The organism is Shewanella sp. 4_MG-2023 (assembly GCF_030548015.1).
Classification (GTDB): domain Bacteria; phylum Pseudomonadota; class Gammaproteobacteria; order Enterobacterales; family Shewanellaceae; genus Shewanella.
In genome coordinates, this window is the sequence record NZ_JAUORL010000013.1 from 1 (window position 1) to 22576 (window position 22576).

The following is a 22576-nucleotide window of genomic DNA, read 5'->3' on the forward strand; positions in this document are numbered from 1 at the left end:
AGAAAGAATGAGCAATTTCGATTAACTCAACACCTGTGAGTGTCCACACAGATTACTTGATAAATTGTTAAAGAGCGTGGAATCAATTTTTCAGACTCCGCCGTTAGACGCTAGGTCGTTGGCTTGGGATGCGTATTTTACGCAATTCCTTTTTCGCGTCAAGTCATTTTTAAACTTATTTAAAAACAATTTTCAGCGTCACTTTACAGTGAACTGATTTGGCGTGTAACCCATGCTAGTGCGTGGTTTGCCGTGTCAGTGGATGCGCATTATAGGCAGATTCTGAATTGGTGCAAGGGCTTTTTATATAAAAACCGTTTAAGCGAATAGCTTTTGAACAGATCGTTTTATTTTTAACTATTATGGGTATTTAAAGAACACTTTTGTCCTACAGTAACTATCAGTAATATGGTTTTTATCGTGTTTTGAGGTCATATTTTCATCAGAGTATGGTGAAAGCTTCAATAATTCATTACCATAGCAATGTTTTTAACAGTTATTTATCATTTTTCATTTTTATTAGAGACAATCATATGCAAAAGTCATTTGTTATTACCCTAATTATTGCCCTTATAGGTGCAATCGTTATTTATGCTCTTTCTACCAATGTTCAATTAGTCGTGTCTTTCATCGCTGGTGTTATGTTAGCGAGTCTTATATTCACTTTTGTTCCGTCTTCAACTGCAACTGATTCAAATAAGCCTTATGTTGGCCCAACAATGACACTTTATGTTGGTAACTTGCCTTACCGTGTTCATGAAGGTGAAGTGAAAGCTTTATTCGGCGAATATGGACCAGTTAATTCAGTACGTTTAGTTAGAGATAGAAAAACAGGTCGCCGTAAGGGATTTGGTTTTGTTGAAATGTCTGAAACTGGCGCCAAGAAAGCAATGAACAAGTTAAACGATTACAGTTTCCAAGAACGCACACTAAAGGTGCGTGAAGCTAAATCACAAGAGTCAGATCCATCTGAGTCAAATAAAGAAGACTAAACCCCTTCTATTAGCTGCCTACGGAAATGCACTCTAGTTGCTTAAAACCGTAGTCAGCTAATGTTAATGCTAAGCCTTTATCTATCTTCTTTGTAAATCCCGCTGTTAACCTGCCTACTTTGTTCGTTTTACCTTTAGCTGACCTGTTTATTGTTTCTAATAATGACGTCACTCTTATTGCAATGGCTTCGCCGGAATCTAATAGTGTGACTGGATGGCTAATGCACTCAGCTATTTCTTGGCGTAATAACGGAAAGTGAGTGCAGCCTAAAACCAAGGTATCTATATCAGTGCCATTTATCGAAGCCAAGATTGGTTTTATCGCATTTAAGTTTATTGGCTTTCTTTTAGCTTTCTCTTCGGCAATAAGCACTAATTCAGATGAACCAATCAAAGAGACTTTACAGCCACCAGCAAACTCACGGATCAACTCTTTAGTATAAGCTCTTTCAACTGTCCCAGGCGTGGCAAGTAATGCTATGTGTTTGGATTGAGTCAATTGCGCTGCAGGTTTAATTGCTGGCACTACGCCCACCACGGGTATGGTTAGTCGTCTTCGTAAATGCGGTAACACTAAGGTGCTGGCAGTATTGCAGGCAACGACCACAATGGAAGCATTAATGCATGCCACTTGCTTGATGATCAGTGCCACACAACCTTCAATTAATGCTTGTTCTGCTAGGTCCCCATAAGGTAGCCGCGCATTATCAAATAAATAGAAGATATCTTTAGCAGGCATTTTTGTTTGAATGTGTTCTAAAACGGATAAACCGCCGATACCAGAATCAAAAATAAGTATTGGACCTGACAATCTCTTCTCCATAATGCGGGTGATAAAAGCTGTATAGATAAAATTAACCACTTAATCCATTAAGATTAAGTCAATCCGCTGGACATCAGCGTTGTGTAGTATAATATTTGCGCCCTTAATTTACAGCCTATGGTGGAACAAAATGAATTTAGCTGCAATGGATCCTAAAAACTATGATGCGCAACTAGCAGAGAAGCGTATCAAGCTTGAACAGGACTTTGCCGATTTTACGCCGCCTAGTTTAGAAGTTTTTGCCTCAGAACCAGCCCATTACCGTATGCGCGCCGAGTTTCGAGTATGGCACGATGGCGATGACTTATTCTATTACATGTTTGATAAAGTCTTAGATGAGAAAGTGCGCTGTGAGCAATATTTGCCTGCAGGGACTTTAATCAATGAAATGATGACTGCATTAATGGAAGAGCTACGTCCTAATCATGATTTACGCTTTAAGTTATTTCAGGTGGACTTTTTAACCACGCTTAGTGGTGAGATCTTAGTGTCGTTACTTTATCACCGCCAATTAGGCGACACTTGGATAGAGCAAGCGACCCAAATGAAGGCGCGTTTAGCTGAAAAGTTTAACGTCAATATCATTGGCCGAGCACGTAAACTTAAAATCGATTTAGATAAAGACTTTGTGGTTGAGACCCTTAATGTAGCCGGTCAAGAATTACATTATAAACAAATTGAAAATAGCTTTACCCAGCCAAATGCGAAAGTGTCAGTCAAAATGCTCGAATGGGCTATTTCAGCAACCAAAGACAGCACTGGCGATTTATTAGAGCTTTATTGCGGTAATGGCAATTTCACTATCGCTTTAGCGCAAAACTTTGACCGCGTACTAGCAACAGAATTAGCTAAGCCATCTGTTGATGCTGCGCAGTATAATATTGCCATCAACAAAGTCGATAATGTGCAAATCATTCGTATGTCTGCTGAAGACTTTAGTGATGCGATGGCGAAAAAACGCACCTTTAGACGTTTAGAAGGTATTGACTTAGATAGCTACGATTGCAATACCATTTTCGTTGACCCACCACGAGCGGGTATTGACGATGACACCTTGGCATTAATGCAAAACTACGACCGCATTTTATATATTTCATGTAACCCAGAAACCCTAAAAGCAAACCTTGAGGTACTGGGAAGCACCCATAAGATCACCCGTTTCGCTTTATTTGATCAATTCCCATATACCCACCATATGGAATCAGGTGTACTACTAGAACGTAAGTAGGTTCAACACATATTAAAAAGCCGTTATAGGATGAATTATCCATAACGGCTTTTTTATTGCGCAAGTTTTACTATTAATTCACTGATGCTATTTAGTATCAACTTTATGTTGCAGCGCTTCTGCGCCTTTTGCCACCATGCGCAATTGCAGCACTAAGTGATCGGCTAATACTTTTCTGTCAGCTCGTTTCATATCTAAAGCTGATGCCCCAGCGTTAAACACTAGGGTAACTAAAGCTTCTGCTTGTACTCTGGCTAGCATCGGCGTTCTTCCAGCAGTCGCCTCTGTGTAATGAGACAACTCTGAAATAAAGTGTTCTATTTCTCTTGCTACAGCGGCACGAAAAGCCGCTGACGTTCCTGAGCGCTCATGTAATAGAATTCGAAAAACATTGGGATTTGATTCTAATACTTCCACAAACGTGTCAACCGAGATGCGAATGACACTGCCACCCGCTTCTGCGCGCTGGCGACCTTTACGCATCATTTGTCGAAGTGTAAGTCCACCTTCATCAACCATGGTTAAACCAAGTTCATTCATGTCTTTGAAATGACGATAAAAAGAGGTTGGTGCTATGCCCGCTTCCCTTGCCACTTCTCGCAAGCTTAAACTGGAGAAACTACGTTCAGCGCTTAATTGATTAAAAGCGGCATCTACCAATGCACGACGGGTTTTTTCTTTCTGTAATGCTCTTACACCCATGTAAAGATCCATTTAGTAAATGTTATTGCACAGATAATACCGCTTTTAAGCTAAAAACACAGCCCCGAGATACTTGACCGAATAAAGTTGGTGAGCTAAATTAGCTTACAACTGTACGCTCAATAAGAATCATGGATTATCTTAATGAAAAAACCACCGATTATTTGGTTAAATACTGCTTTATTTGCGCTAACACTACTTGGCGCGCTGACTTTAGTGCCGTGGCGTGGCTTTACACATGGCTTTGAAGCTATTGAGTGGATTGCTTTTGTGGTACTTGCCTTTGCTAGCGGCCTTTCAATTACCGCCGGTTACCATAGATTATGGTCTCACAAAGCTTATAAAGCGCATCCTGCAATGCGATTCTTATTTGCCCTTGGCGGTGCATTAGCATTACAAAATAGTGCACTGCATTGGTCATCAGATCATCGCATCCATCATAAGCACGTTGATAATAACGACAAAGATCCTTATTCAGCCAAAATGGGCTTTTGGTATAGTCATATTGGTTGGATGCTACGTGAATACCAAGCCAGTCGTTATCATGATTATAATAACGTCCGCGATTTACAAAAAGATGCCATCGTTATGTGGCAGCATAAACATTATCTTACCCTAGTGGTATTGATGAATATCGCACTACCGGCATTTTTAGGCTGGCTCAATGGCGATATTATTTCAATGGTGCTGATGGCAGGACTATTACGTTTAGTGGTCGTACATCACTGTACTTTCTTTATTAATTCATTAGCCCATGTCTGGGGCAGTCAGCCCTATACCAATAAAAATACGGCTAAAGATAATGGCATGATTGCCTTACTGACCTATGGTGAGGGTTATCATAACTTTCATCACATTTTTGAAAATGACTACCGTAATGGTATTAAGTGGTGGCATTACGACCCAACAAAATGGCTAATTAAGTCAATGCAATGGTGTGGTTTAGCCACTGATTTACGAGTAGTACCGCAAGAGCGAATCGAAAGTGCCAAACTTCAAATGCAATTATTAAGAGCGCAAAATAAGGTCGCACATTTACCAAATTGTGATGAAATAATCGCTAATTTCCAAGCCGAATATGATCTTATGAAGCAACATCTAGTGGATTATTATCAAGCGAAAAAGGTACTGCTAGATGCCAAACGTAAACAACTGAGCAACCAGCAATTAAAATTGCAGGTCGAAGAATTAAAAGCACGTTTGTTAGCCCAAAAGAAAAACTGGAATAGCCTCACTGCTGCTTATTAAAGTCTGTTTTAACCCATTAAAAGTAAACGGCTACCTTGCAAGGTAGCCGTATGTGTTTATGATGGATAATCTTCCTTTTTAAGGGTTACCCATTAATGTCTGAATCGTCAGTTAAACTTACTGAATATAGCCACGGCGCCGGCTGTGGCTGTAAAATTTCCCCGCAGGTACTTAGCACCATACTTGCCTCATCTTTACCCTCTTTTACCGATCCTAAATTATTAGTCGGCAATCAAACCCGTGACGATGCAGCAGTTTACCAACTCAATGATGAAACAGGCATTATCAGTACTACTGACTTTTTCATGCCGATTGTGGATGACCCCTTCACCTTTGGGCGTATCGCGGCCACTAATGCCATCAGCGATATTTATGCCATGGGTGGCACGCCTATCATGGCTATTGCCATACTTGGCTGGCCAGTGAATATCTTAGCTGCAGAAGTGGCTCAAAAGGTTATTGAAGGCGGGCGCCAAGCCTGCGCAGATGCGGGAATAATGTTAGCTGGCGGTCACAGCATTGATGCACCTGAACCGATTTTTGGATTGGCGGTAACCGGACAAATCCCTCTTGAGCAATTAAAGCGCAATAATACGGCAAAAGCTGGCGATAAACTGTATCTCACTAAACCGATAGGGATCGGTATCCTCACTACCGCGCAAAAACAAAAAAAACTCACAGAGCAAGACAGTATGATTGCCATTGATGCCATGTGTCAGCTAAACAAGGCCGGCCAAGATATTGCGGCAATCGCTGGAGTAAATGCACTGACAGACGTCACGGGTTTTGGCTTGGCAGGTCATTTGATTGAAGTTTGCCAAGGCGGCGATGTCACTGCGAATTTAGTATTTAATAACATCCCATTATTAGACCGAGCGCTGCACTACTTAAACTTAGGTTGCACCCCAGGCGGAACCCAACGCAACTTCGACAGTTATCAGCAATACTTACCTAAAATGAGCGAGCAACAAAAAGCGATTCTGTGCGATCCGCAAACCAGTGGCGGCTTGTTGATTGCGGTAAGCGCTGACGCAGAACAACAACTGGTTGCTTTACTTGAGGCGCAAAATATTGCCCCTATTTGCATTGGTGAATTGAGCGCTTCAAATACCAATAGCGCATTAATTACACTGAGATAGAGAGTAACAAATGCTTGCTAACATCATTGCTAAAACCGAGTATCAACGTCTTTTCCTTCAGCAGCGCGCGCTCATTGATGTGCGCGCCCCCATCGAATTTAGTAAAGGCGCCTTCGAGCATTCGGCCAATTTCCCGCTGATGAATGACAGTGAACGTACCAAGGTTGGTACTTGCTATAAAGAGCAAGGACAACAGGCGGCTATCGAATTAGGTCATCAATTGGTTAATGGCAAAACCAAGCAGCAGCGCATTGAAAGCTGGCAGCAGTTTATCGCTAAGCACCCCAACAGCTACCTATATTGTTTTCGTGGTGGCTTACGTTCAAAGTTGTCACAGCAATGGCTGAAAGAGGCCGGCATCGATATCCCTTATATTGAAGGTGGCTATAAAGCCATGCGCCAATATTTAATTGATATCATTGATACCGCGGCGACTTTGCAGCCCTTAGTCATTTTAAGCGGCAGCACCGGCAGCGGTAAGACCGAGCTCTTACAACTGCGACCAGAGTCCATTGACTTAGAAGCCATTGCCAATCATCGCGGCTCAAGCTTTGGTAAGAACCTTGAGCCCCAACCAACTCAAATTAATTTCGAAAATCAGCTGGCGACACAGCTACTACAACATCAGCAATTGCCACAACATAAAATCTTGTTAGAAGACGAAAGCTTCTTAATCGGGCGCTCAGCCATACCCAAAGCTTTTTACCAAGCGATGCAAGCCAGTGAGATGATTGTATTAGAAGAAAGCTTAGCGAATCGTATAAACAGAATACATAAAGACTATGTTATTGATAAGTCAGCCGCCTTTATCAATAAATATGGCGCAGAACATGGAAAAGAACAGTTTAGCCAATACCTGCTTAGCAGCATTAATAGCATCAAAAAACGCTTAGGTGGCAAGCAACACCAACAGCTCAGTGCCATTATTGAAAGCGCCATAAATCGACAGTTTTCAATAAACGATGCTAATGAACATTTTGATTGGATTTCAATACTATTAGAGCGCTATTACGACCCTATGTATCAATACCAAATGAGCAAACGTCAGCAAAGGGTAATATTTAGTGGTGATAAAATTGCGATCCAGCAATATTTAGATCAGCTAGCAGGATAATTCACACACTCTGCACTCATAACAACGAACGGTTGCTGTTATGAGTGTCACATAGCAAAGATAGAGCAACCACTTATACTCGTGTTTTAGCTCCATCACTTAACGACCATTAGCGCTCTCATTTAACGAGTAGTTGTGCTATCAAATAACTCAGTGACCTTAGCTTGTAGCCCATGGCGACCCAGTGAGACCCCATCGACCGCTGCATCAATATTCACAGTCACCCTAGACCAAAAACGCTTCGGTGGTGTTGTCAGTGCATGGCCGCCTTTATGGCTAAAGTATGAGCCCCATAAGCCTTGTAATGACATCGGGATTACTGTGACGGGATCTCTCGCTAAAATCGCTTCGATACCGGGTCTAAACTCAGCAATTTCACCATCAACAGATAAACGTCCTTCAGGGAAAATACACACTAGCTCCTCATTACCAAGGGCTTCATGGATTAGCTCAAATGCTTGCTTGTAGGTGGTTTCACACTTTTTAGGTGAGCAAATAGGAATAACTCCAGCATGGCGAAAGAGATATTTTAATAGCGGAATTTCACTGATGGATTTATCCATCACAAAACGAATAGGACGGGTGGATGCACCCATAATAATTAAGGCATCAACATAGCTAACATGATTACAGACAATCACCCCAGCTCCCTGCGCCGGAATATTGAGACGCCCATTAACACTGACGCGGTACATCAAGTGGCTCAACAAGTAACTGATAAAGCGCTGAGCAAACTCAGGTACCTGAGCATACACATATAACGCCACCGCAGTGTTCAACCCAGCAAGGAGTAAAAATAATTGCGGAATACTCCACTCTAAAACGCCAAGTAACAACATAGATAGTATTGCCGCCATCACCATGAATAAGGCATTAATAATATTGTTTGCCGCAATAGCTTGGGCACACTCCCCTGGTGCAGCCCTAGATTGAATAAAGGCATACAAGGGCACAATGAATAATCCACCACTTAAGCCAATAAACAGCAAATCAACCATCAGCCGATAATGCTGCGGATCTGCGATAAAGCTACTAAAGCTGTAAACAAAACTGCTATCTAATGGCGCTGGCGGAATAGCAAAAATTAAATCACCCCCAAATACCGTTAAACCTAAAACCCCAAACGGCAGCACGCCTAACTCCACATGACCATAGGAAATCCGCTCACATACCCACGAGCCAATGCCGATACCAATGGAAAATAATGCCAACAATAACGACACCACGGTGGCATCGGCATACAGGTGTAATTTGGCAAAGTTAGGAAACTGGGTTAAATAAGTGGCGCCCAAAAACCAAAACCAGCTAATGGCGAGAATAGCCATCCAGATACTTGGGGTTTGCCTTACTTTGGCAATACTGCGCCATGTTCCCGTAAAAGGGGTAAAACGAATTTTACTGATTGTGCCTTGTGGCGGTAATGCAGGAATAGCCCGGCTTGATAAGTAACCAGCAATAGATAACGTCACCACAGTCACCGCAGCGCCAAGTAAACTATGCTCACTTGCCACTAACAAACCTGCAGACAAGGTGCCAGCAAGGATCGAGATAAAGGTGCCCATTTCAACCCAAGCATTACCAGTAACTAACTCATCTTCTTTAAGCGTTTGTGGCAATAAGGAATACTTAACTGGGCCAAAGTAAGCCGATTGACTGCCAGTAAGAAATAGCAGCACCAACATCAGCAAATAGCTTTGCGACAATATGGCAAAAGCCGCGCAAGACATGATGATAAGCTCCAGTAATTTAAGTCGTCTTATCAGTCGCGCTTTGTCCATATTGTCAGCCACGACACCTGCATGGGCTGAAAATAAGAAAAACGGTAAAATAAACACTCCGGCAGCTAAATTAACAAACATATTGACGCTAATCGGTAGTGCATCTACCTGGCTGTAAGTCACCAGTAATAGCAGCACATTTTTATAGATATTATCGTTTAATGCCCCAAGGCACTGAGTGATGAAGTAAGGGAGAAAACGTTTGGTTAATACCATGAAACATCCTTATTTTGCCATTCCTGAGGTATAGCCTTGAATATAAATAGATAACAATTTTGGTAAGTAATTTAAGCCATGAATGAAGCTCTGAGTGAACCCCCCCTCTCCTTCACGCATTGCATTTGCCCTTAAGCCGCTATTATCAATAATGCTTTGAACAACAAACTAACAGCAAACAAAATTAAAACAATGCTCATAACCCATTAATTTATAGACAGCATGAGTATTTTATAAATGGCGGCCACAAAAAAGCCCTCTACTAGAGGGCTTAAATAAGTCATGTCGAGCTGACTAATTAGTGAGGATATCGTCCCAAGGTAAATTCGGGCTACCTACAACAATAAAGTTTGGATTTTCAAGGGTTTCACGTTCATTATAAGTTAACGGTTGCAGGTTAATATCCATTAACGCGCCGCCTGCTTCTTCTAGAATAATTTGCGCAGCGCCTGTATCCCACTCACCGGTTGGCCCTAAACGCACGTAACAGTCAGCTCGGCCTTCGGCCACTAAACAACTCTTTAATGCTGCGCCGCCTAACACCACTAATTCGCAACTGCTAGGATGACTGAGTAACTTTAATACTGATTGTGGGTCTTGACGACGACTTACCGCAAGACGTAAACCTGATTCATTAATATCAGTAAGTGGTTTACTGCTAATACGCACTTCATTGTTAGCATCACGTTTGTAGGCTCCTAAACCTGCAATCGCGTAGTAACACACGTTTGTCATCGGCACATACACTATCCCCATCACAGGGCGATTATGCTCAACGAGTGCAATAATCACTGAAAAGTCACCACTACCAGCAATAAATTCACCAGTGCCATCTAATGGATCCACTAACCAATAACGTGGCCACTCGCTACGCTCATTAAAAGGTATATCGGCAGCTTCTTCACTTAAGATTGGAATATCAGGCGTTAATTTAGCAAGTTCAGTACAAATAATTTCATTTGCAGCCAGATCCGCTGAGGTGACAGGAGTATTATCAGATTTTATTTCGCGATCAAAATCACCTTTCAAATAAATATCGCGGATTTTTTGACCCGCCTCGGTGGCAATACTGATGACTTGTTCAATTACTTCTTCTGGCTTCATAACGACTCCAATCGCCAAATAATACTCTGAATAGTGTCAAGTTAGACTAATTTACGATTTATTTGTAGTTAAATTAGATGAGTAAGCTGAAATATTTTAATCATCAGTCAGTAATAACGCTTACAACATCTCAATTGGCTAAATTTAGCCGCTAACACAGTAACAAGATTAACCTTGTAAATGTTGTTGGGCTAAAAATAATGCACTCACACTTCTCGATTCTGAAAAATCAGTGTTATCCAGTAACGCTTGCCATTCACCAAGCGCCCACGGGATAACCTCAATAGGTTCAGGCTCATCACCTTCTAGCCTGCTTTCATATAACTCTTCAGCGATAAAAATTTGCATCTTACTGGCAAAATAACCCGGCGCTAAACTTAACTCTTTTAGTAAGGTCAGCTTACGACTGGCAAAACCGATTTCTTCTTGTAACTCACGATTCGCGGCTTCAACAGCCTCTTCGCCGGGATCAATCAAGCCTTTAGGAAAACCCAACTCATAATTATCAGTGCCTGCTGCATATTCTTTAGCTAACAGAAATTGACCTTGATGTACTGGCACAATCATGACCGCACCGCGGCTGCCACCACTCATTCGTTCATATTGACGCTCAATGCCATTAGAAAATTTTAGGTGCAGCTGTTCTATCTGAAACAGTCGACTTTTGGCGACAATTTCGCGATGAAGAATTTCGGGCTTTTTATGCCGTGATGTCATTAAAACCTCGTATATGACGAATTTAGTAAGACCAGTTACAATCTTACTACCCTAGCTATATTCTACAACCGGAATTTACATGTTTCCTTGGCATAAGATAGACACAGTTTTGCTCGATATGGACGGCACCTTGCTGGATTTGCATTTTGATAACCATTTTTGGTTAACTTTGGTACCTCAACAGCTTAGTACACAAAAGCAAATTTCCTTAGCCCAAGCGCAGGCGCTAGTCGAGCAGTCTTACCATAAGGTTGTTGGCACCCTAGACTGGTATTGCATTGATTTTTGGCAGCAACAATTAGACATAGATATTCTCACCCTGCATTATTCACTGGTTGAGCGAATTCAAATGCGCCAAGACAGCATGCCCTTTTTAGAGGCGCTCGCTACGGCAGGTAAACAAAGAATCCTGTTAACCAATGCCCATCCTAAAAGCCTAGAACTTAAATTAGAACATACTGAACTGGCAAGAGGCCTAGATGGAATGATGTCGAGCCATGAAACGGGTTATCCTAAAGAGCACCCTGAATTTTGGAAGCAAGCATTCGCGAAGTATGATTTAGATCCAAGCCGCTGTTTGTTTGTTGATGACAATGAAAATATTCTTGAAGCATCACGTTTGGCGGGTGTTGGCTTTCAATTAGGTATTAGCAATCCTGACAGTCAAAAGCCCAATAAGGATTTCATCGATTTTCCTGCCATTGATGATTACCAACTCTTACATCAAGACTTATTAGCTGCAGTTAAAGGCTAAGTGCCTATGGTAGCTAATAATTTATAGCCAATAAAAAAGGCAGCTGATGTGATTCAGCTGCCTTTCAAATTTCTGATGAAGCAGTCGTTACTACAACCCTGGAATCGTGCCCTGATAATTAACAGGGTAATAGCCTTGGCTATCTTGTTTACCCAAAAAGCTTAAAGCTTGGGTTAAATCTTGTGGCTGCTCATGGGTCGGTTTGATCTTAGCACTAACCACAATACGATTATTTTCACCTAAAGTGGCGCTACCTTGAATCCCCATTTTGTTCATTGAGTCATCAGTCATCAATTGCACTTGGCCATCAATACAACTCAATCCTAGGGCGATATCCCCTAAAGGATATTCACCAAACTGATTTTTAACATCAATAGCATTCAAAAATAGCTTGCCGGTTAACTGCTCACACCAAGGCGTACCTTGCTTAAGGCTTTCAACAATTAAACTGACATCACCATCTACCATGGTTCTAAAGGGTAATTTTGCGTTGCCTAATAAAAATTTATTCGGCGCTTCAAAGCGCAAGTTTTCAGCTGAGACACCTGAGAAAGACCAACTAATATCACCCTGCCCACTAACTGGCGTTGCCCGGCTACCAATCTGCAGATCGACATTGAGCCGACCAATAAATAATGTCCAAGGATTTAAATCCCATGACACCTGTTCAATCAAACGGCGATCAATCGACACCAAATCAGCAGAGCCTTGCCACAATGTACCACTAACACCGCTTACCTTGATATTATTGGGTAATGGCGCAATCCCTACTAGCCAATTTGCTGGGATAAATACCACCAAAAAGATCAGGTAAACAAAAACACCTAAAATAATTTTCTTAATCAAACTCACTACTATACCTACTTACTTAGATAACTGAATACGGCGCACTTTGACATAACCTGCCAAGTCAGACTCTGATACATCAACACTTTCTAGGGTTAAGCCTTTTTCTTCAACCAGTTCATGCAAGTAATCAAGTAAGCTGTCAAATGGCACATCGTCCATCCATAATTGGATTTTATTGCCCTGTGGCTGCATACGGGTAATGTCTAAATCATATTGGCCAGCTAATTGGTTCACAATCGAACTTAAGCTGCCTGATGCTCTTGGCCCAGAACCTTGTTGTTTTAAACCGGCAATTTTATTCGCCGATTGTTTAACATAATTTAAGGTTTGCTTGGCTGCTTGATGATCTTTTTCAGCATTGTCTGCCGCAGTTGCAATCGGGCTCCAAATGCCCCAATACAAAATTCCAATAACCACAAACACTGCGCAACTGCCGACTAATTGCTGTTCACGTTGCGCGAGTCCACGCCACCAAATTTGCAAATTTTCCATCTTATTTGCCCTTCAAGGTAATTGTGGTATTCACTTCATTGTCACCGCTATTGATGGCACCCATATCAAACTCATAACGCGCTTCAACCAGTTGCTTGAATTTATCCACGTGATCATAACTTTTTGCCGTCACTTGCATCCGCAGTTCATTACGACTTGCATCAAAACGAATTGAGTTCGGTTTTAAATCGGGCACTTTTTGAAATGACTCTTTCAGGCCATCAAGCATGTCAAAGAAAGCAGCACCGCCACCTTGACCTTTAAGACTGCGCAATTGTGAGTCCAGCTGCGAGCGAATATTAACAATCCGGTTTACCCCTGGACTAACACGCTTAAATATCGCTTCACTTTGCTGTTTTATTTCAGCGGTTTGTTGATTCAACTGATGAATGGTTAAGCCTTTATTCACTAGCCCAAGTACGATAGCAATAACCGCTACAATAGCCGCATTTTTCCATAGCATCAGATGCTTGCTGTATTCACGCTTTGGCTGATACACACCGATTAATAAATTAATCGGTGCCTGTAAAATACCCTTTGCCAATACCATCATCGGAATATCTAATGGTTTCGCTTCCACCTCAGCATTGGTAAACACTAAGTCTTCGCTATAGGCGGCAATTTTTAGCGCAGAATCGGCATCACTTCGACGCGATAGCAGCTCAGGTAAGGCGAAATCTAACCATGTTTTTGGCAAGCTCACACCACTACCTTCACCGGTACGCAGTAACAATTCATCACCCATATCCAGCGCAGCCCAGCTACATTGATCCAACGGTAAGGCTAAACAATCAGGGACAATACTCTTTACTTTAATGCCAGCATCAAGCAGCCAAGATAACCAGTTTTGCATTTGCTCATGGGCCACTGCGGCGACATTTAGCTGCTCACCATCACGGGGGCCAACCACAAAGTGCATGGTTTCAACATCAGAGGCGATGGTTTCTTCTAGCATGAAAGGGAGTGCCTTTAACGCTTGGCGCTGATTTTTTTCAGGCAATGCAATTTGAGTCAATGTCATACTGGCCGCTGGCACCAACACATCCACCGGACGATTGCCCGCGCGCTCAGTCAAACTGGTTAAGCTCGCTGCATCACTTAACTCACCTGAAGCAATAATTTCTTGCTCTTGTTCTGACCATACCAGCCACGAACAAGGACTTGTTGATGTTTTCCCTAATCGGATAAAAAGCCGTTCAGACACTGTCATTCTCCACAAGCTTCAAACTGCCACAGGCCAAACTAGCCAAGGTTAATTGAAGCGGATTGTTACCCATATTCATTATTGCTGATCACCGTATTGACGACTGATCACATCAAACTTGTTATTACTGCGACGCAAAACGCTATCCATTCTAAACATCGCATTATCCACTTTAGCGCCCGCTTTTAATAAGAAGTAATTACTATCGACCACTATGCTCGATTTCATATTACTTTCAGTGGCTAAACTCGCTAAGGAATTATTTTCCCAAAACTCTGCTGCGGTTTCGAAGCCATCTGCAGGTCGTTGGTTAATTAAACTTTCCGCATCGCTTTGGCTAATCTTGTTTTCTAGCATACCCACTAACAATGCTGCTTGTTCAACCTCTAGGGTATTCACATTAAGCAATTGTTGGTTATTACCTGGTATCGCGCAAATATAAGGCAACAAGGTTAAATACACTTGCTGGTTATATCCTAATACCGCCCGCAGCTCACTGCGATGATTCATCAAGGTATTCGCTGCTCGATACGGCGTATTACGAGACTCATAATCGGCATCTTCAGCGCCATAGGGCATTGCTACCGTATCTTCGTCAATATAATCAATCAAAGTATGGGTCAGCCGCTCGGCGCCAAATTCATCCATACCTAGGGCAACCAACAGTGACATATACTGAGTCGCGGCTAATGATAATTTAGGTTGGCCATTTTCAACTTCTGTTGACTTAACTGATAAAGCGTTAAGATTAAAACAAGAACGCATATCTTTAATCTCACCGCCAATTTCGCCGTATTCAGCCGGAAAAATCACATCAGCTAAAGCCCAATATTGCTGTAAATGTACGGTGCCGTCAGCATCTTCCATATCTTGCTTTAAAATCTTTTTACCTAATTCTTCTGCCGAAATAGCATACCAATAGGCTTGATCATACTGGGCTAAATTCAAGGTACGGCGCATGGATAACTGATTGCGGCTGGTAATATTGGTCGCAATAATCACCACTAAAGCGACCACCAGTAACACCACTAATAACGCGACTCCGCGCTGTTTACGCAACCCCGGCGACTGATATTTCATCATCCGTCTTCACCCGTGCTAGAGCCATCAGTATCATTGTCGTTATCAGTATTGTCGTTATCAGTATTATCGTTACTGCCATTATCATCGTTATTGTCGCCGTTACTGGCTGCGGCATCACCGCCACCTTTAGGCAGTAGAAAACGACGCTCAATGATACCTAAGCCTTCAATTTCTAATTTCATCGCGATGCCAAGTGGCAGTTGTGAAGCATCAACTTTACGCTCCCATTTATCACCGACAAAAAACGAATACTCGATGGAGATAACATCTTTAATGATCAAACTTTTTAATGGCTCTGCACCAATTTCTGGCTCAGGGTAAGGATAGTACCAACGCTCTAAGCGGCCTTCTTGCACCACATATGACACCGATTGCAAACTACCCCTTGGCAACATGCCATCAGGGTTGAGCCAACCTAAACGGAAAAACACCAGCGCTTCGGTTTCTGAGTCCAGCATGTTATCGCCCGTTTGAAACACAGTGGTGGTACGCTCGCCGTCTAGGCCACGTTGTGTTCGGGCTACCATCTGGCCTAAATCACGTTCGATAATGCCAAAACCTTGCTGTAAGGCTTTCAAACGGATTGAAAATTCTTTGGTGGCTTCATCGTTTTTCATCACGGTTGACAGTACCGAGTTCGATGCCAGCCCGATCATGGCAAAAATACCAATAGCAATCATCATTTCCAGCAAAGTAAAGCCTGCTTGGCGATGATTGTCGCTGTGTCTTGAGCGCTTAGCCTTCATTGTGAACATAGCTACTCACTTGTGCGACGGTGCGATTAAATCTGTCATCATCACTGACTAATACTCTGATCATTCTGAAATTGTCGTCGGTGGTTTTAATCACTTCCTGACGCCAATACCAATCTTTATCGGCTAACTCTACCTGACCATTTTTAGTGCCCAGCTCAGGAAAAGGCTGCGTTAATCTAACCTCAACCATTTGATTGCTAGCAACCCATTGGGCTAAGGTTCGCTCTTCTAAAATCGGCAGGTTGGCCATTTGATCACCAATGCTTTTGGTGACAGCAACCGCAGCAATAGAAAACACCGCCAAGGCCACTATGACTTCAAGTAAGGTCATACCTTTACTGTATTTCATCAAAGCTTCCTATGGCTAAACGCCCTAATGCATCACCCACCACTAGCACTTCAATCTCTTTACCTTGGTCGTCATCGGTCAAAAAACTCAACTCAAACGTCGACATTTCACCACTGGGAAACAGTAAAATTTGCGGCTCGGGATTTTTCTTTTTATCTTCTTTTGAGGCTTCAATTAATGGCTCATCAAACCAAGATTCATCATCTTCATCTTCTTGAACTAATGGCAAGCCATCAAGCAGTAGACTCAAACTCACACCCGGGTCCATTTGCCTTGGGGCCAGTTGACGATCTTGGGTTATAGGGTGCCATTTTTTTTCATCGTAATAGACAAATTGATATTCATCTTCTTCGACGACGATACCTAAGAATTGACCGCTTAAAATGGTTTCTTCAATCACTAATTCAGTGGTCGCAATAAACTGACGGGCCGTTTTTTTTAACGCTTGCTCAGGCCCTGAAGTACTGGTTGTCATCGTGACGGCAGCCGCAGCTAACCCCATCAATAAGGCAACCAGCAATACTTCTAAGAGGGTGAACCCCGATTGGCGTTTAGATATCATCATCTGCTATTAGACTTCGTGCTTACTGGAAGTTTTGCAGATTCCAGTTGCCGATATCATCTTCAGTTCCCACTTGGCCATCAGGACCGGCACTGAAAATATCAATACGGCCATTTTCGCCAGGACTTAATAGGTAGTAATCGTTGCGCCAAGGATCCTGTGGTAAACGCTTAATGTAACCGTCTGGTCGGTAATTACGTGGCTCAGGTGACGAGGTTGGCTTTTGCACTAACGCATCTAAGCCTTGCTCCGTTGTTGGATACACACTGTTATCTAGGCGGTACATATCGAGGGTGTTTTCTAACGCTACAATGTCAGAAACGGCTTTTTGGATATCAGCTTTATCTTTGTTACCCATTAAGTTAGGTACCACCATAGAGGCCAAAATACCTAAAATAACAATCACGACCATGACTTCAAGTAAGGTAAAACCAGCTTGTTTACCACGGGTTTGATTTCGATTAGTTTGCATTAACAACTTCCTCCGACGCGCACACTCGGTGCGCTAACAATAAATAGTAAATAACTTGGATACTTAAGCGCTGATCAAGTTATTCAATTCTAAAATAGGCTGTAAAATTGCCATCACGATAAATAACACCACCGAGGCCATACTGACCACGAGCATGGGTTCAAATACCCCTAAGGCAATATTCACATTAGATTCAAATTCTCTGTCTTGGTTATCTGCAGCACGTTCTAGCATTTGCTCCAGCTGACCACTTTTTTCGCCTGATGCAATCATATAGAGCATCATAGCCGGAAAAAGTTTGGTATTAGTTAGCGCCGCGCCCAGGCTGGTACCTTCACGCACTCTTGCTGTAGCATCATCCACTGCTGCGCGCACTTTGACGTTTTGCAGCACTTCACTGGCAATACGCATGCCCTCAAGCAAAGGTACAGAACTTGCTGACAAGATACTTAAGGTTCTCGCAAAACGGGCGGTATTCAGGCCTTTACTGACTTTGCCAATAACCGGTGCTTTGAGTAACCAGGTGTCATATTGCATTCTAAAGTTTGGTTTTTTTAGCAGCTGCTTTAGTAGTGCAAACAAACCAATCAGTGCCACAAGCACAAATACCCCATAATTTTGCACAAAATCAGAGGCGAGGATCAAAAACTGAGTTGAACCGGGTAGCTCTTGACCCATGTGTTCAAACTGACCAACCACCTTAGGTACCACTGCTGCCAGTAATACGGCAATTACCCCAATGGCAACAATGGTTAATACCATAGGGTAAATCATTGCCTGAGTTAGCTTAGATTTCAGTTGCTGGCGACGTTCGGTGTAATCGGCTAAGCGGTTTAGTACCACTTCTAAATGACCAGACTTTTCACCTGATGCCACCATAGCGCGGTACAAATCATCAAATACGTGGGGGAATTCGGCTAAAGAATCAGCCAAGCTGTACCCTTCAACAACCCGCGAGCGCACCGCCATTACCAAACTGGCAAGACGATCTTTTTCACATTGCTGGCCTACCGCTTTGAGTGATTCCTCAATGGGTAAACCTGCAGCAACTAAAGTGGCGATTTGACGGGTAATTAAAGCAAGCTCTGCAACCGAGATACCACGTTTGAAAAACTTAAGCCCACCGCTTTTGGCCTTGGCTTCTTTTTCAGCAACCGGTTCTAGCTCTAAGGGCATTAAGCGCTGTTCACGTAGCTGACTACGTGCATGACGAGCCGTATCAGCCTCTATCACCCCTTTTTGCTGTTTACCATTGCTATCAAGGGCTTTATATTCAAACGCTGCCATTGATTACTCCTCGCGGGTCACGCGCAATACTTCTTCAAGGGTGGTAACCCCTTTCAGTACTTTGCTCATGCCATCATGACGGATACTTGGAATCGTTTGACGGACATACTTTTCAATGGCTAACTCACCGCGGCCACCGTGAATTAATTCACGAACGTTGTCATCAACAGTGAGTAATTCATGGATACCGGTACGACCTCGATAACCATTATGACCACAGGCTTTACAGCCTTTAGCGCGATAAATCACTCGGGTATCATTGACCGTTATGCCTAATAATTCGCGCTCACGCTCATCTGGCTCATGCTCGACCTTACATTCGTTACACAAGGTACGAATAAGTCGCTGGGCTAATACACCCAGTAAGCTTGAAGACACCAAGAAAGGCTCAACACCCATATCTTGCAGACGAGTAATCGCGCCCGATGCCGTGTTGGTATGCAAGGTCGAAATAACCATGTGACCGGTTAGTGAAGCTTGCACTGCAATTTGTGCGGTTTCTAAATCTCGGATCTCACCAATCATGACCACATCAGGATCTTGACGTAATATCGCCCGCAAACCACGGGCGAAGGTCATATCCGCTTTCATATTCACTTGAGTTTGGCCAATGCCTTCCAGTTCATATTCAATCGGATCTTCAACGGTTAAAATGTTGGTGTCTTTGGAGTTAATCTCAGTTAACCCCGCATACAGGGTGGTACTTTTACCTGAACCTGTTGGGCCGGTAACCAAAATAATACCGTGCGGTTTACGAATTAACGCTTCAAATTCATCTTGGATAGACAGGGTCATACCCAATAATTTTAAATCTAGGTTGCCGGTATTTTTATCCAGTAGTCGTAATACCACTCGCTCGCCATGGCTTGATGGCATGGTAGAGACACGCACATCAACTGCGCGGCCGGCAATACGTAATGAAATACGACCATCTTGCGGCACACGTTTTTCTGCGATATCTAAACGCGCCATCACCTTAATACGTGAAACCAACAATGAAGACAGTTTACGGTTAGGTTTTAAAACTTCTTTCAAAACCCCATCAATACGGAAACGGACGATTAATTGCTTTTCGTAGGTTTCGATATGGATATCAGAGGCTTCTTCTTTAATGGCTTCTGATAACAAGGCGTTGATCAATTTAATGATTGGCGCGTCATCATCACCTTCGAGCAAATCTTCGGTTTGTGGCAGTTCTTCGGCGAGGGTAAATAAATCCATTTCATTACCAATGTCTTCCATCAGCTGCTGGGCTTCTGATGAATTAGCCTGGAATGTGTGGGTTAATTTCGCTTCAAAGTCTTCTACCGGCAGCTTGACTAACACCAGATCTTCACCGGCATAACGGCGCACTTCAAGCATGGCATCAAGTGGGGTATTACTGGTGTAGTAAAGCTTTAGGGCATCGGCTTCTTTGGCCAATGCCAAATTAAAGCGATGAGAAAAAGCAAATGGCAGGCGTTCACGACTGTTGGAGTGAAACACCTCATCATTAAGCTCTTCGGCTTCTAAGCCTAAATCGGTAGACACCTGTGCCAATTGTTCAGTCATTGCTGCTTCACTCATTGGCATCATCTTCTTGTTCGGTTTCTGCAGCTTCAGTGACTGCATTGTCTAGATCTTTTCTTTCGCTAATATGCTTAAGCGCAGGGTCTGTTTCGCGCATCTTAGTTTCTAACTCTTTACCTTCTTTGTAACGATTAAGCACTTCGTTCACTTCATCAGGTAAGTAAGCTTCTTGATCCCACTCAGTTAACACTGGCACATTGGTCTTAGGCATTAAGTTTACGCCGCGCTCTTGTTGCTCAAGTTGCAGGGCGCGGAAGTAGTTATATTTACGACCAGCGATGCCTTCCATGGTGATACCGTCACGAATAATGGTTGGCTTGATAAATACCATCAAGTTCTTCTTTTTCTTACCGCTTGATGAAGACTTAAATAAGTGACCGATAATCGGTAAGTCACCTAAAAATGGCACTTTTTGTACTGACTCTTGTACTTCTTCATTAATCAAACCGCCCAGTACTACAATCTGACCAGAATCTGCCATAACCGTGGTAGTTAAGCGACGAGTTGCAAAGGTCACATCGACACCAGTTTTACCGTTAATACCTGACACTTCTTGCTCAATGGTCAGCTTAACCGCATTACCTTCATTGACTTGTGGTACCACTTTTAATTTAACGCCCACTTCTTTACGTTCAACGGTTTGGAATGGGTTGCTGTTACCGTTACTTGAGTTTTGGCTACCGGTAAGAATAGGTACTTCGTCACCAACGATGAATGATGCTTCTTGGTTATCAAGGGTGGTAATCGACGGTGTTGCAAGTACGTTTGATTTGGTATCACTTGAAACCGCTTGGATTAAGGCGCCGAAGTCACCCATTGCCACGCCCCAAGCCATGCCGTTCACTTTACCTAATGCTTGCGCCAGTAAGGTAATATCACCACGTGAATCTGGGTTTTCAGTACAAGTACCATTTTCGGTACACACTGTAGTGCCTTCTTCACCTTGTGCTTGCCATACACCTGCGCCAATCTCACCTATGGTTGGGCCTAAGTTATTAAACTGAGTACCACCACCAGCAGCTGATGCCCATTGAATACCAAAGCCAACATCATCGCCTTCTGATACTTCAACAATAATCGCTTCTACCAATACTTGTGCACGGCGAATATCTAACTGGTTAATCACGCTTTCAATGGTGCGCATTTGATCCGGTTCAGCGCTGATCACCAAAGCATTGGTATCAACGTGAGCCATAATATTAATTTCTTTACGCTTGCTACCCGAGGTTTTACCCGCATCTTGATCGCTCACGAGTTGGTCAGCAAAACCGGTTAGCACTTCGACTAAATCTTCTGCTTTAGCGTAGCGTAAGTAGCGTACTTTAGTGTTACCAGTGTTAGCTTGCTCAGCATCTAGACGACGAATTAGATCGACCACGCGTTGACGGCTCTTTTCATCACCACTCACAATAACGGCGTTCATACGCTCATCAGCCACCACTTTTGGCGCTTGACCGGGCATTTGTGCTTGATTAGCGCTGGCGCGATAAAGGGTATCAACAATACGGACAATCTCACCGGCTGAGGCATATTCAAGGGATACCACTTCAACAGCTGTATCACCTTGCTTATCGACACGGCGAACAATTTCTACTAATTTATTTACGACAGCTGCGCGGCCTGAAATCATCAATACGTTAGATGGGTCGTAGTTCACTACGTTACCGCCACCAGCATTATCATTAAGCTGGCGCAGTAATGGCGCTAGTTGTTTAGCTTCGGTGTTGTATAACGCCACAATGCGGGTGACCATTTCATCGCCCAAGCCTGGGGTGTTATCATCAGCGACGCGAATAGCTGCAGTTTTGGCATCTTTATCTTTAATGACTTTAATAACGCGGTTTTCCATTTCAACCACGGCATAGCCATACACCTGCAAAACATTGAGGAAGAACTGGTAGTACTGCTCGTCATCTAATAAGTCGTAACTGCGGACGTTAATTTTGCCGCGAACAGTAGGATCAACGATGATGGTCTTATTGAGGTTTTTACCCACAATATTAATGAATTCCTGAATGTCTGTGCCTTTGAAATTGGCAGCATACTGTTCCGACCAAGCAGCTTGAGAAGCCAGCATGGCAATACCGGCAACCATTCCAGCAAATAACTTGCGTCGAATTCCGTAACTCTTCATTATTT

The 22576-nt window shown here is 42.9% G+C and carries 22 protein-coding genes; 6 read left to right on the forward strand and 16 right to left on the reverse strand.

Annotation, left to right across the window (positions count from 1 at the left end; translation table 11 throughout):
* The first annotated feature begins 533 nt into the window (after positions 1-533).
* Positions 534-992 (forward strand): RNA-binding protein, encoded by a 459-nt coding sequence (locus Q4546_RS09015; protein WP_102436057.1) that lies wholly within the window; start codon positions 534-536, stop codon positions 990-992.
* Between the two features lie 10 nt (positions 993-1002).
* Here the strand turns inward: Q4546_RS09015 and murI are convergent, their stop codons facing one another.
* Entirely contained in the window at positions 1003-1803 is an 801-nt protein-coding gene (gene murI / locus Q4546_RS09020; protein WP_303446138.1) for a glutamate racemase, read from the reverse strand.
* 142 nt (positions 1804-1945) lie between these two features.
* Between murI and trmA the strand changes: the two genes are divergently transcribed.
* The gene (gene trmA, locus Q4546_RS09025; RefSeq protein ID WP_102436053.1) at positions 1946-3043 is read left to right on the forward strand and encodes a tRNA (uridine(54)-C5)-methyltransferase TrmA; all 1098 of its coding nucleotides are present in this window, start codon (positions 1946-1948) and stop codon (positions 3041-3043) included.
* Positions 3044-3130: 87 nt separating this feature from the next.
* Here the strand turns inward: trmA and fabR are convergent, their stop codons facing one another.
* A complete protein-coding gene (gene fabR, locus Q4546_RS09030; protein WP_076541308.1) occupies positions 3131-3745 on the reverse strand; it encodes an HTH-type transcriptional repressor FabR in 615 nt (204 codons plus the stop codon).
* Between the two features lie 144 nt (positions 3746-3889).
* Between fabR and Q4546_RS09035 the strand changes: the two genes are divergently transcribed.
* From Q4546_RS09035 to mnmH, 3 genes are all read left to right on the forward strand, one after another.
* A complete protein-coding gene (locus Q4546_RS09035) occupies positions 3890-4993 on the forward strand; it encodes a fatty acid desaturase (protein WP_102476453.1) in 1104 nt (367 codons plus the stop codon).
* 95 nt (positions 4994-5088) lie between these two features.
* Positions 5089-6132 carry a selenide, water dikinase SelD gene (selD, locus tag Q4546_RS09040; RefSeq protein ID WP_303446139.1) on the forward strand — a complete coding sequence of 348 codons (1044 nt, stop codon included), beginning with the start codon at positions 5089-5091 and terminating at the stop codon, positions 6130-6132.
* Positions 6133-6142: 10 nt separating this feature from the next.
* Positions 6143-7246, forward strand: a complete 1104-nt coding sequence (gene mnmH / locus Q4546_RS09045; RefSeq protein ID WP_102476455.1) for a tRNA 2-selenouridine(34) synthase MnmH — start codon at positions 6143-6145, stop codon at positions 7244-7246.
* 122 nt (positions 7247-7368) lie between these two features.
* Here mnmH and Q4546_RS09050 read toward each other — a convergent pair whose 3' ends face one another.
* The 3 genes from Q4546_RS09050 to nudE all read right to left on the reverse strand — a co-directional run bounded on the left by Q4546_RS09050 (position 7369) and on the right by nudE (position 11061).
* Positions 7369-9240, reverse strand: a complete 1872-nt coding sequence (locus tag Q4546_RS09050) for an MFS transporter (RefSeq protein WP_303412818.1) — start codon at positions 9238-9240, stop codon at positions 7369-7371.
* Positions 9241-9534: 294 nt separating this feature from the next.
* Positions 9535-10344 (reverse strand): 3'(2'),5'-bisphosphate nucleotidase CysQ, encoded by an 810-nt coding sequence (gene cysQ / locus Q4546_RS09055; RefSeq protein WP_102436043.1) that lies wholly within the window; start codon positions 10342-10344, stop codon positions 9535-9537.
* Between the two features lie 168 nt (positions 10345-10512).
* Complete coding sequence (nudE, locus tag Q4546_RS09060; protein WP_102476457.1) at positions 10513-11061, reverse strand: ADP compounds hydrolase NudE; 549 nt, start codon at positions 11059-11061, stop codon at positions 10513-10515.
* A 79-nt stretch (positions 11062-11140) separates the two neighbouring features.
* Here nudE and yrfG point away from each other — a divergent pair, with 79 nt between their 5' ends.
* On the forward strand, positions 11141-11815 hold the full coding sequence (yrfG, locus tag Q4546_RS09065) for a GMP/IMP nucleotidase (RefSeq protein ID WP_102436039.1): 675 nt from the start codon (positions 11141-11143) through the stop codon (positions 11813-11815).
* 90 nt (positions 11816-11905) lie between these two features.
* Here the strand turns inward: yrfG and gspN are convergent, their stop codons facing one another.
* The 11 genes from gspN to gspD form a co-directional block, all read right to left on the reverse strand.
* Entirely contained in the window at positions 11906-12667 is a 762-nt protein-coding gene (gspN, locus tag Q4546_RS09070) for a type II secretion system protein N (protein ID WP_102531926.1), read from the reverse strand.
* Positions 12668-12679: 12 nt separating this feature from the next.
* Positions 12680-13156 carry a type II secretion system protein M gene (locus tag Q4546_RS09075; protein WP_102436035.1) on the reverse strand — a complete coding sequence of 159 codons (477 nt, stop codon included), beginning with the start codon at positions 13154-13156 and terminating at the stop codon, positions 12680-12682.
* A gap of 1 nt (position 13157) precedes the next feature.
* The gene (gspL, locus tag Q4546_RS09080; RefSeq protein ID WP_303446140.1) at positions 13158-14360 is read right to left on the reverse strand and encodes a type II secretion system protein GspL; all 1203 of its coding nucleotides are present in this window, start codon (positions 14358-14360) and stop codon (positions 13158-13160) included.
* A gap of 78 nt (positions 14361-14438) precedes the next feature.
* Positions 14439-15440, reverse strand: a complete 1002-nt coding sequence (gene gspK / locus Q4546_RS09085; protein ID WP_102436065.1) for a type II secretion system minor pseudopilin GspK — start codon at positions 15438-15440, stop codon at positions 14439-14441.
* Entirely contained in the window at positions 15440-16189 is a 750-nt protein-coding gene (gene gspJ / locus Q4546_RS09090; protein ID WP_303446166.1) for a type II secretion system minor pseudopilin GspJ, read from the reverse strand. Before gspJ ends, gspK begins: the two co-directional genes overlap by 1 nt.
* Complete coding sequence (gene gspI / locus Q4546_RS09095; RefSeq protein WP_076541330.1) at positions 16179-16547, reverse strand: type II secretion system minor pseudopilin GspI; 369 nt, start codon at positions 16545-16547, stop codon at positions 16179-16181. The genes gspJ and gspI overlap by 11 nt, the downstream gene beginning before the upstream one ends.
* A complete protein-coding gene (gene gspH, locus Q4546_RS09100) occupies positions 16534-17109 on the reverse strand; it encodes a type II secretion system minor pseudopilin GspH (RefSeq protein ID WP_102476459.1) in 576 nt (191 codons plus the stop codon). Before gspH ends, gspI begins: the two co-directional genes overlap by 14 nt.
* A 22-nt stretch (positions 17110-17131) precedes the next feature.
* On the reverse strand, positions 17132-17581 hold the full coding sequence (gene gspG, locus Q4546_RS09105) for a type II secretion system major pseudopilin GspG (protein WP_102436029.1): 450 nt from the start codon (positions 17579-17581) through the stop codon (positions 17132-17134).
* A 63-nt stretch (positions 17582-17644) separates the two neighbouring features.
* The gene (gene gspF / locus Q4546_RS09110; protein WP_102436027.1) at positions 17645-18868 is read right to left on the reverse strand and encodes a type II secretion system inner membrane protein GspF; all 1224 of its coding nucleotides are present in this window, start codon (positions 18866-18868) and stop codon (positions 17645-17647) included.
* A 3-nt stretch (positions 18869-18871) separates the two neighbouring features.
* Positions 18872-20434, reverse strand: a complete 1563-nt coding sequence (gene gspE / locus Q4546_RS09115; RefSeq protein WP_102436025.1) for a type II secretion system ATPase GspE — start codon at positions 20432-20434, stop codon at positions 18872-18874.
* Positions 20427-22571 carry a type II secretion system secretin GspD gene (gene gspD / locus Q4546_RS09120; RefSeq protein WP_102436023.1) on the reverse strand — a complete coding sequence of 715 codons (2145 nt, stop codon included), beginning with the start codon at positions 22569-22571 and terminating at the stop codon, positions 20427-20429. Before gspD ends, gspE begins: the two co-directional genes overlap by 8 nt.
* Between the last annotated feature and the right edge of the window lie 5 nt (positions 22572-22576).

Coding starts and splice junctions, on each gene's coding strand:
- Q4546_RS09015 (WP_102436057.1), top strand. CDS start 534: ATGCAAAAGTCATTTGTTATTACCCTAATTATTGCCCTTATAGGTGCA.
- trmA (WP_102436053.1), top strand. CDS start 1,946: ATGAATTTAGCTGCAATGGATCCTAAAAACTATGATGCGCAACTAGCA.
- fabR (WP_076541308.1), bottom strand. CDS start 3,745: ATGGGTGTAAGAGCATTACAGAAAGAAAAAACCCGTCGTGCATTGGTA.
- Q4546_RS09035 (WP_102476453.1), top strand. CDS start 3,890: ATGAAAAAACCACCGATTATTTGGTTAAATACTGCTTTATTTGCGCTA.
- selD (WP_303446139.1), top strand. CDS start 5,089: ATGTCTGAATCGTCAGTTAAACTTACTGAATATAGCCACGGCGCCGGC.
- mnmH (WP_102476455.1), top strand. CDS start 6,143: ATGCTTGCTAACATCATTGCTAAAACCGAGTATCAACGTCTTTTCCTT.
- Q4546_RS09050 (WP_303412818.1), bottom strand. CDS start 9,240: ATGGTATTAACCAAACGTTTTCTCCCTTACTTCATCACTCAGTGCCTT.
- cysQ (WP_102436043.1), bottom strand. CDS start 10,344: ATGAAGCCAGAAGAAGTAATTGAACAAGTCATCAGTATTGCCACCGAG.
- nudE (WP_102476457.1), bottom strand. CDS start 11,061: ATGACATCACGGCATAAAAAGCCCGAAATTCTTCATCGCGAAATTGTC.
- yrfG (WP_102436039.1), top strand. CDS start 11,141: ATGTTTCCTTGGCATAAGATAGACACAGTTTTGCTCGATATGGACGGC.
- Q4546_RS09075 (WP_102436035.1), bottom strand. CDS start 13,156: ATGGAAAATTTGCAAATTTGGTGGCGTGGACTCGCGCAACGTGAACAG.
- gspK (WP_102436065.1), bottom strand. CDS start 15,440: ATGAAATATCAGTCGCCGGGGTTGCGTAAACAGCGCGGAGTCGCGTTA.
- gspJ (WP_303446166.1), bottom strand. CDS start 16,189: ATGAAGGCTAAGCGCTCAAGACACAGCGACAATCATCGCCAAGCAGGC.
- gspI (WP_076541330.1), bottom strand. CDS start 16,547: ATGAAATACAGTAAAGGTATGACCTTACTTGAAGTCATAGTGGCCTTG.
- gspH (WP_102476459.1), bottom strand. CDS start 17,109: ATGATATCTAAACGCCAATCGGGGTTCACCCTCTTAGAAGTATTGCTG.
- gspG (WP_102436029.1), bottom strand. CDS start 17,581: ATGCAAACTAATCGAAATCAAACCCGTGGTAAACAAGCTGGTTTTACC.
- gspF (WP_102436027.1), bottom strand. CDS start 18,868: ATGGCAGCGTTTGAATATAAAGCCCTTGATAGCAATGGTAAACAGCAA.
- gspE (WP_102436025.1), bottom strand. CDS start 20,434: ATGAGTGAAGCAGCAATGACTGAACAATTGGCACAGGTGTCTACCGAT.
- gspD (WP_102436023.1), bottom strand. CDS start 22,571: ATGAAGAGTTACGGAATTCGACGCAAGTTATTTGCTGGAATGGTTGCC.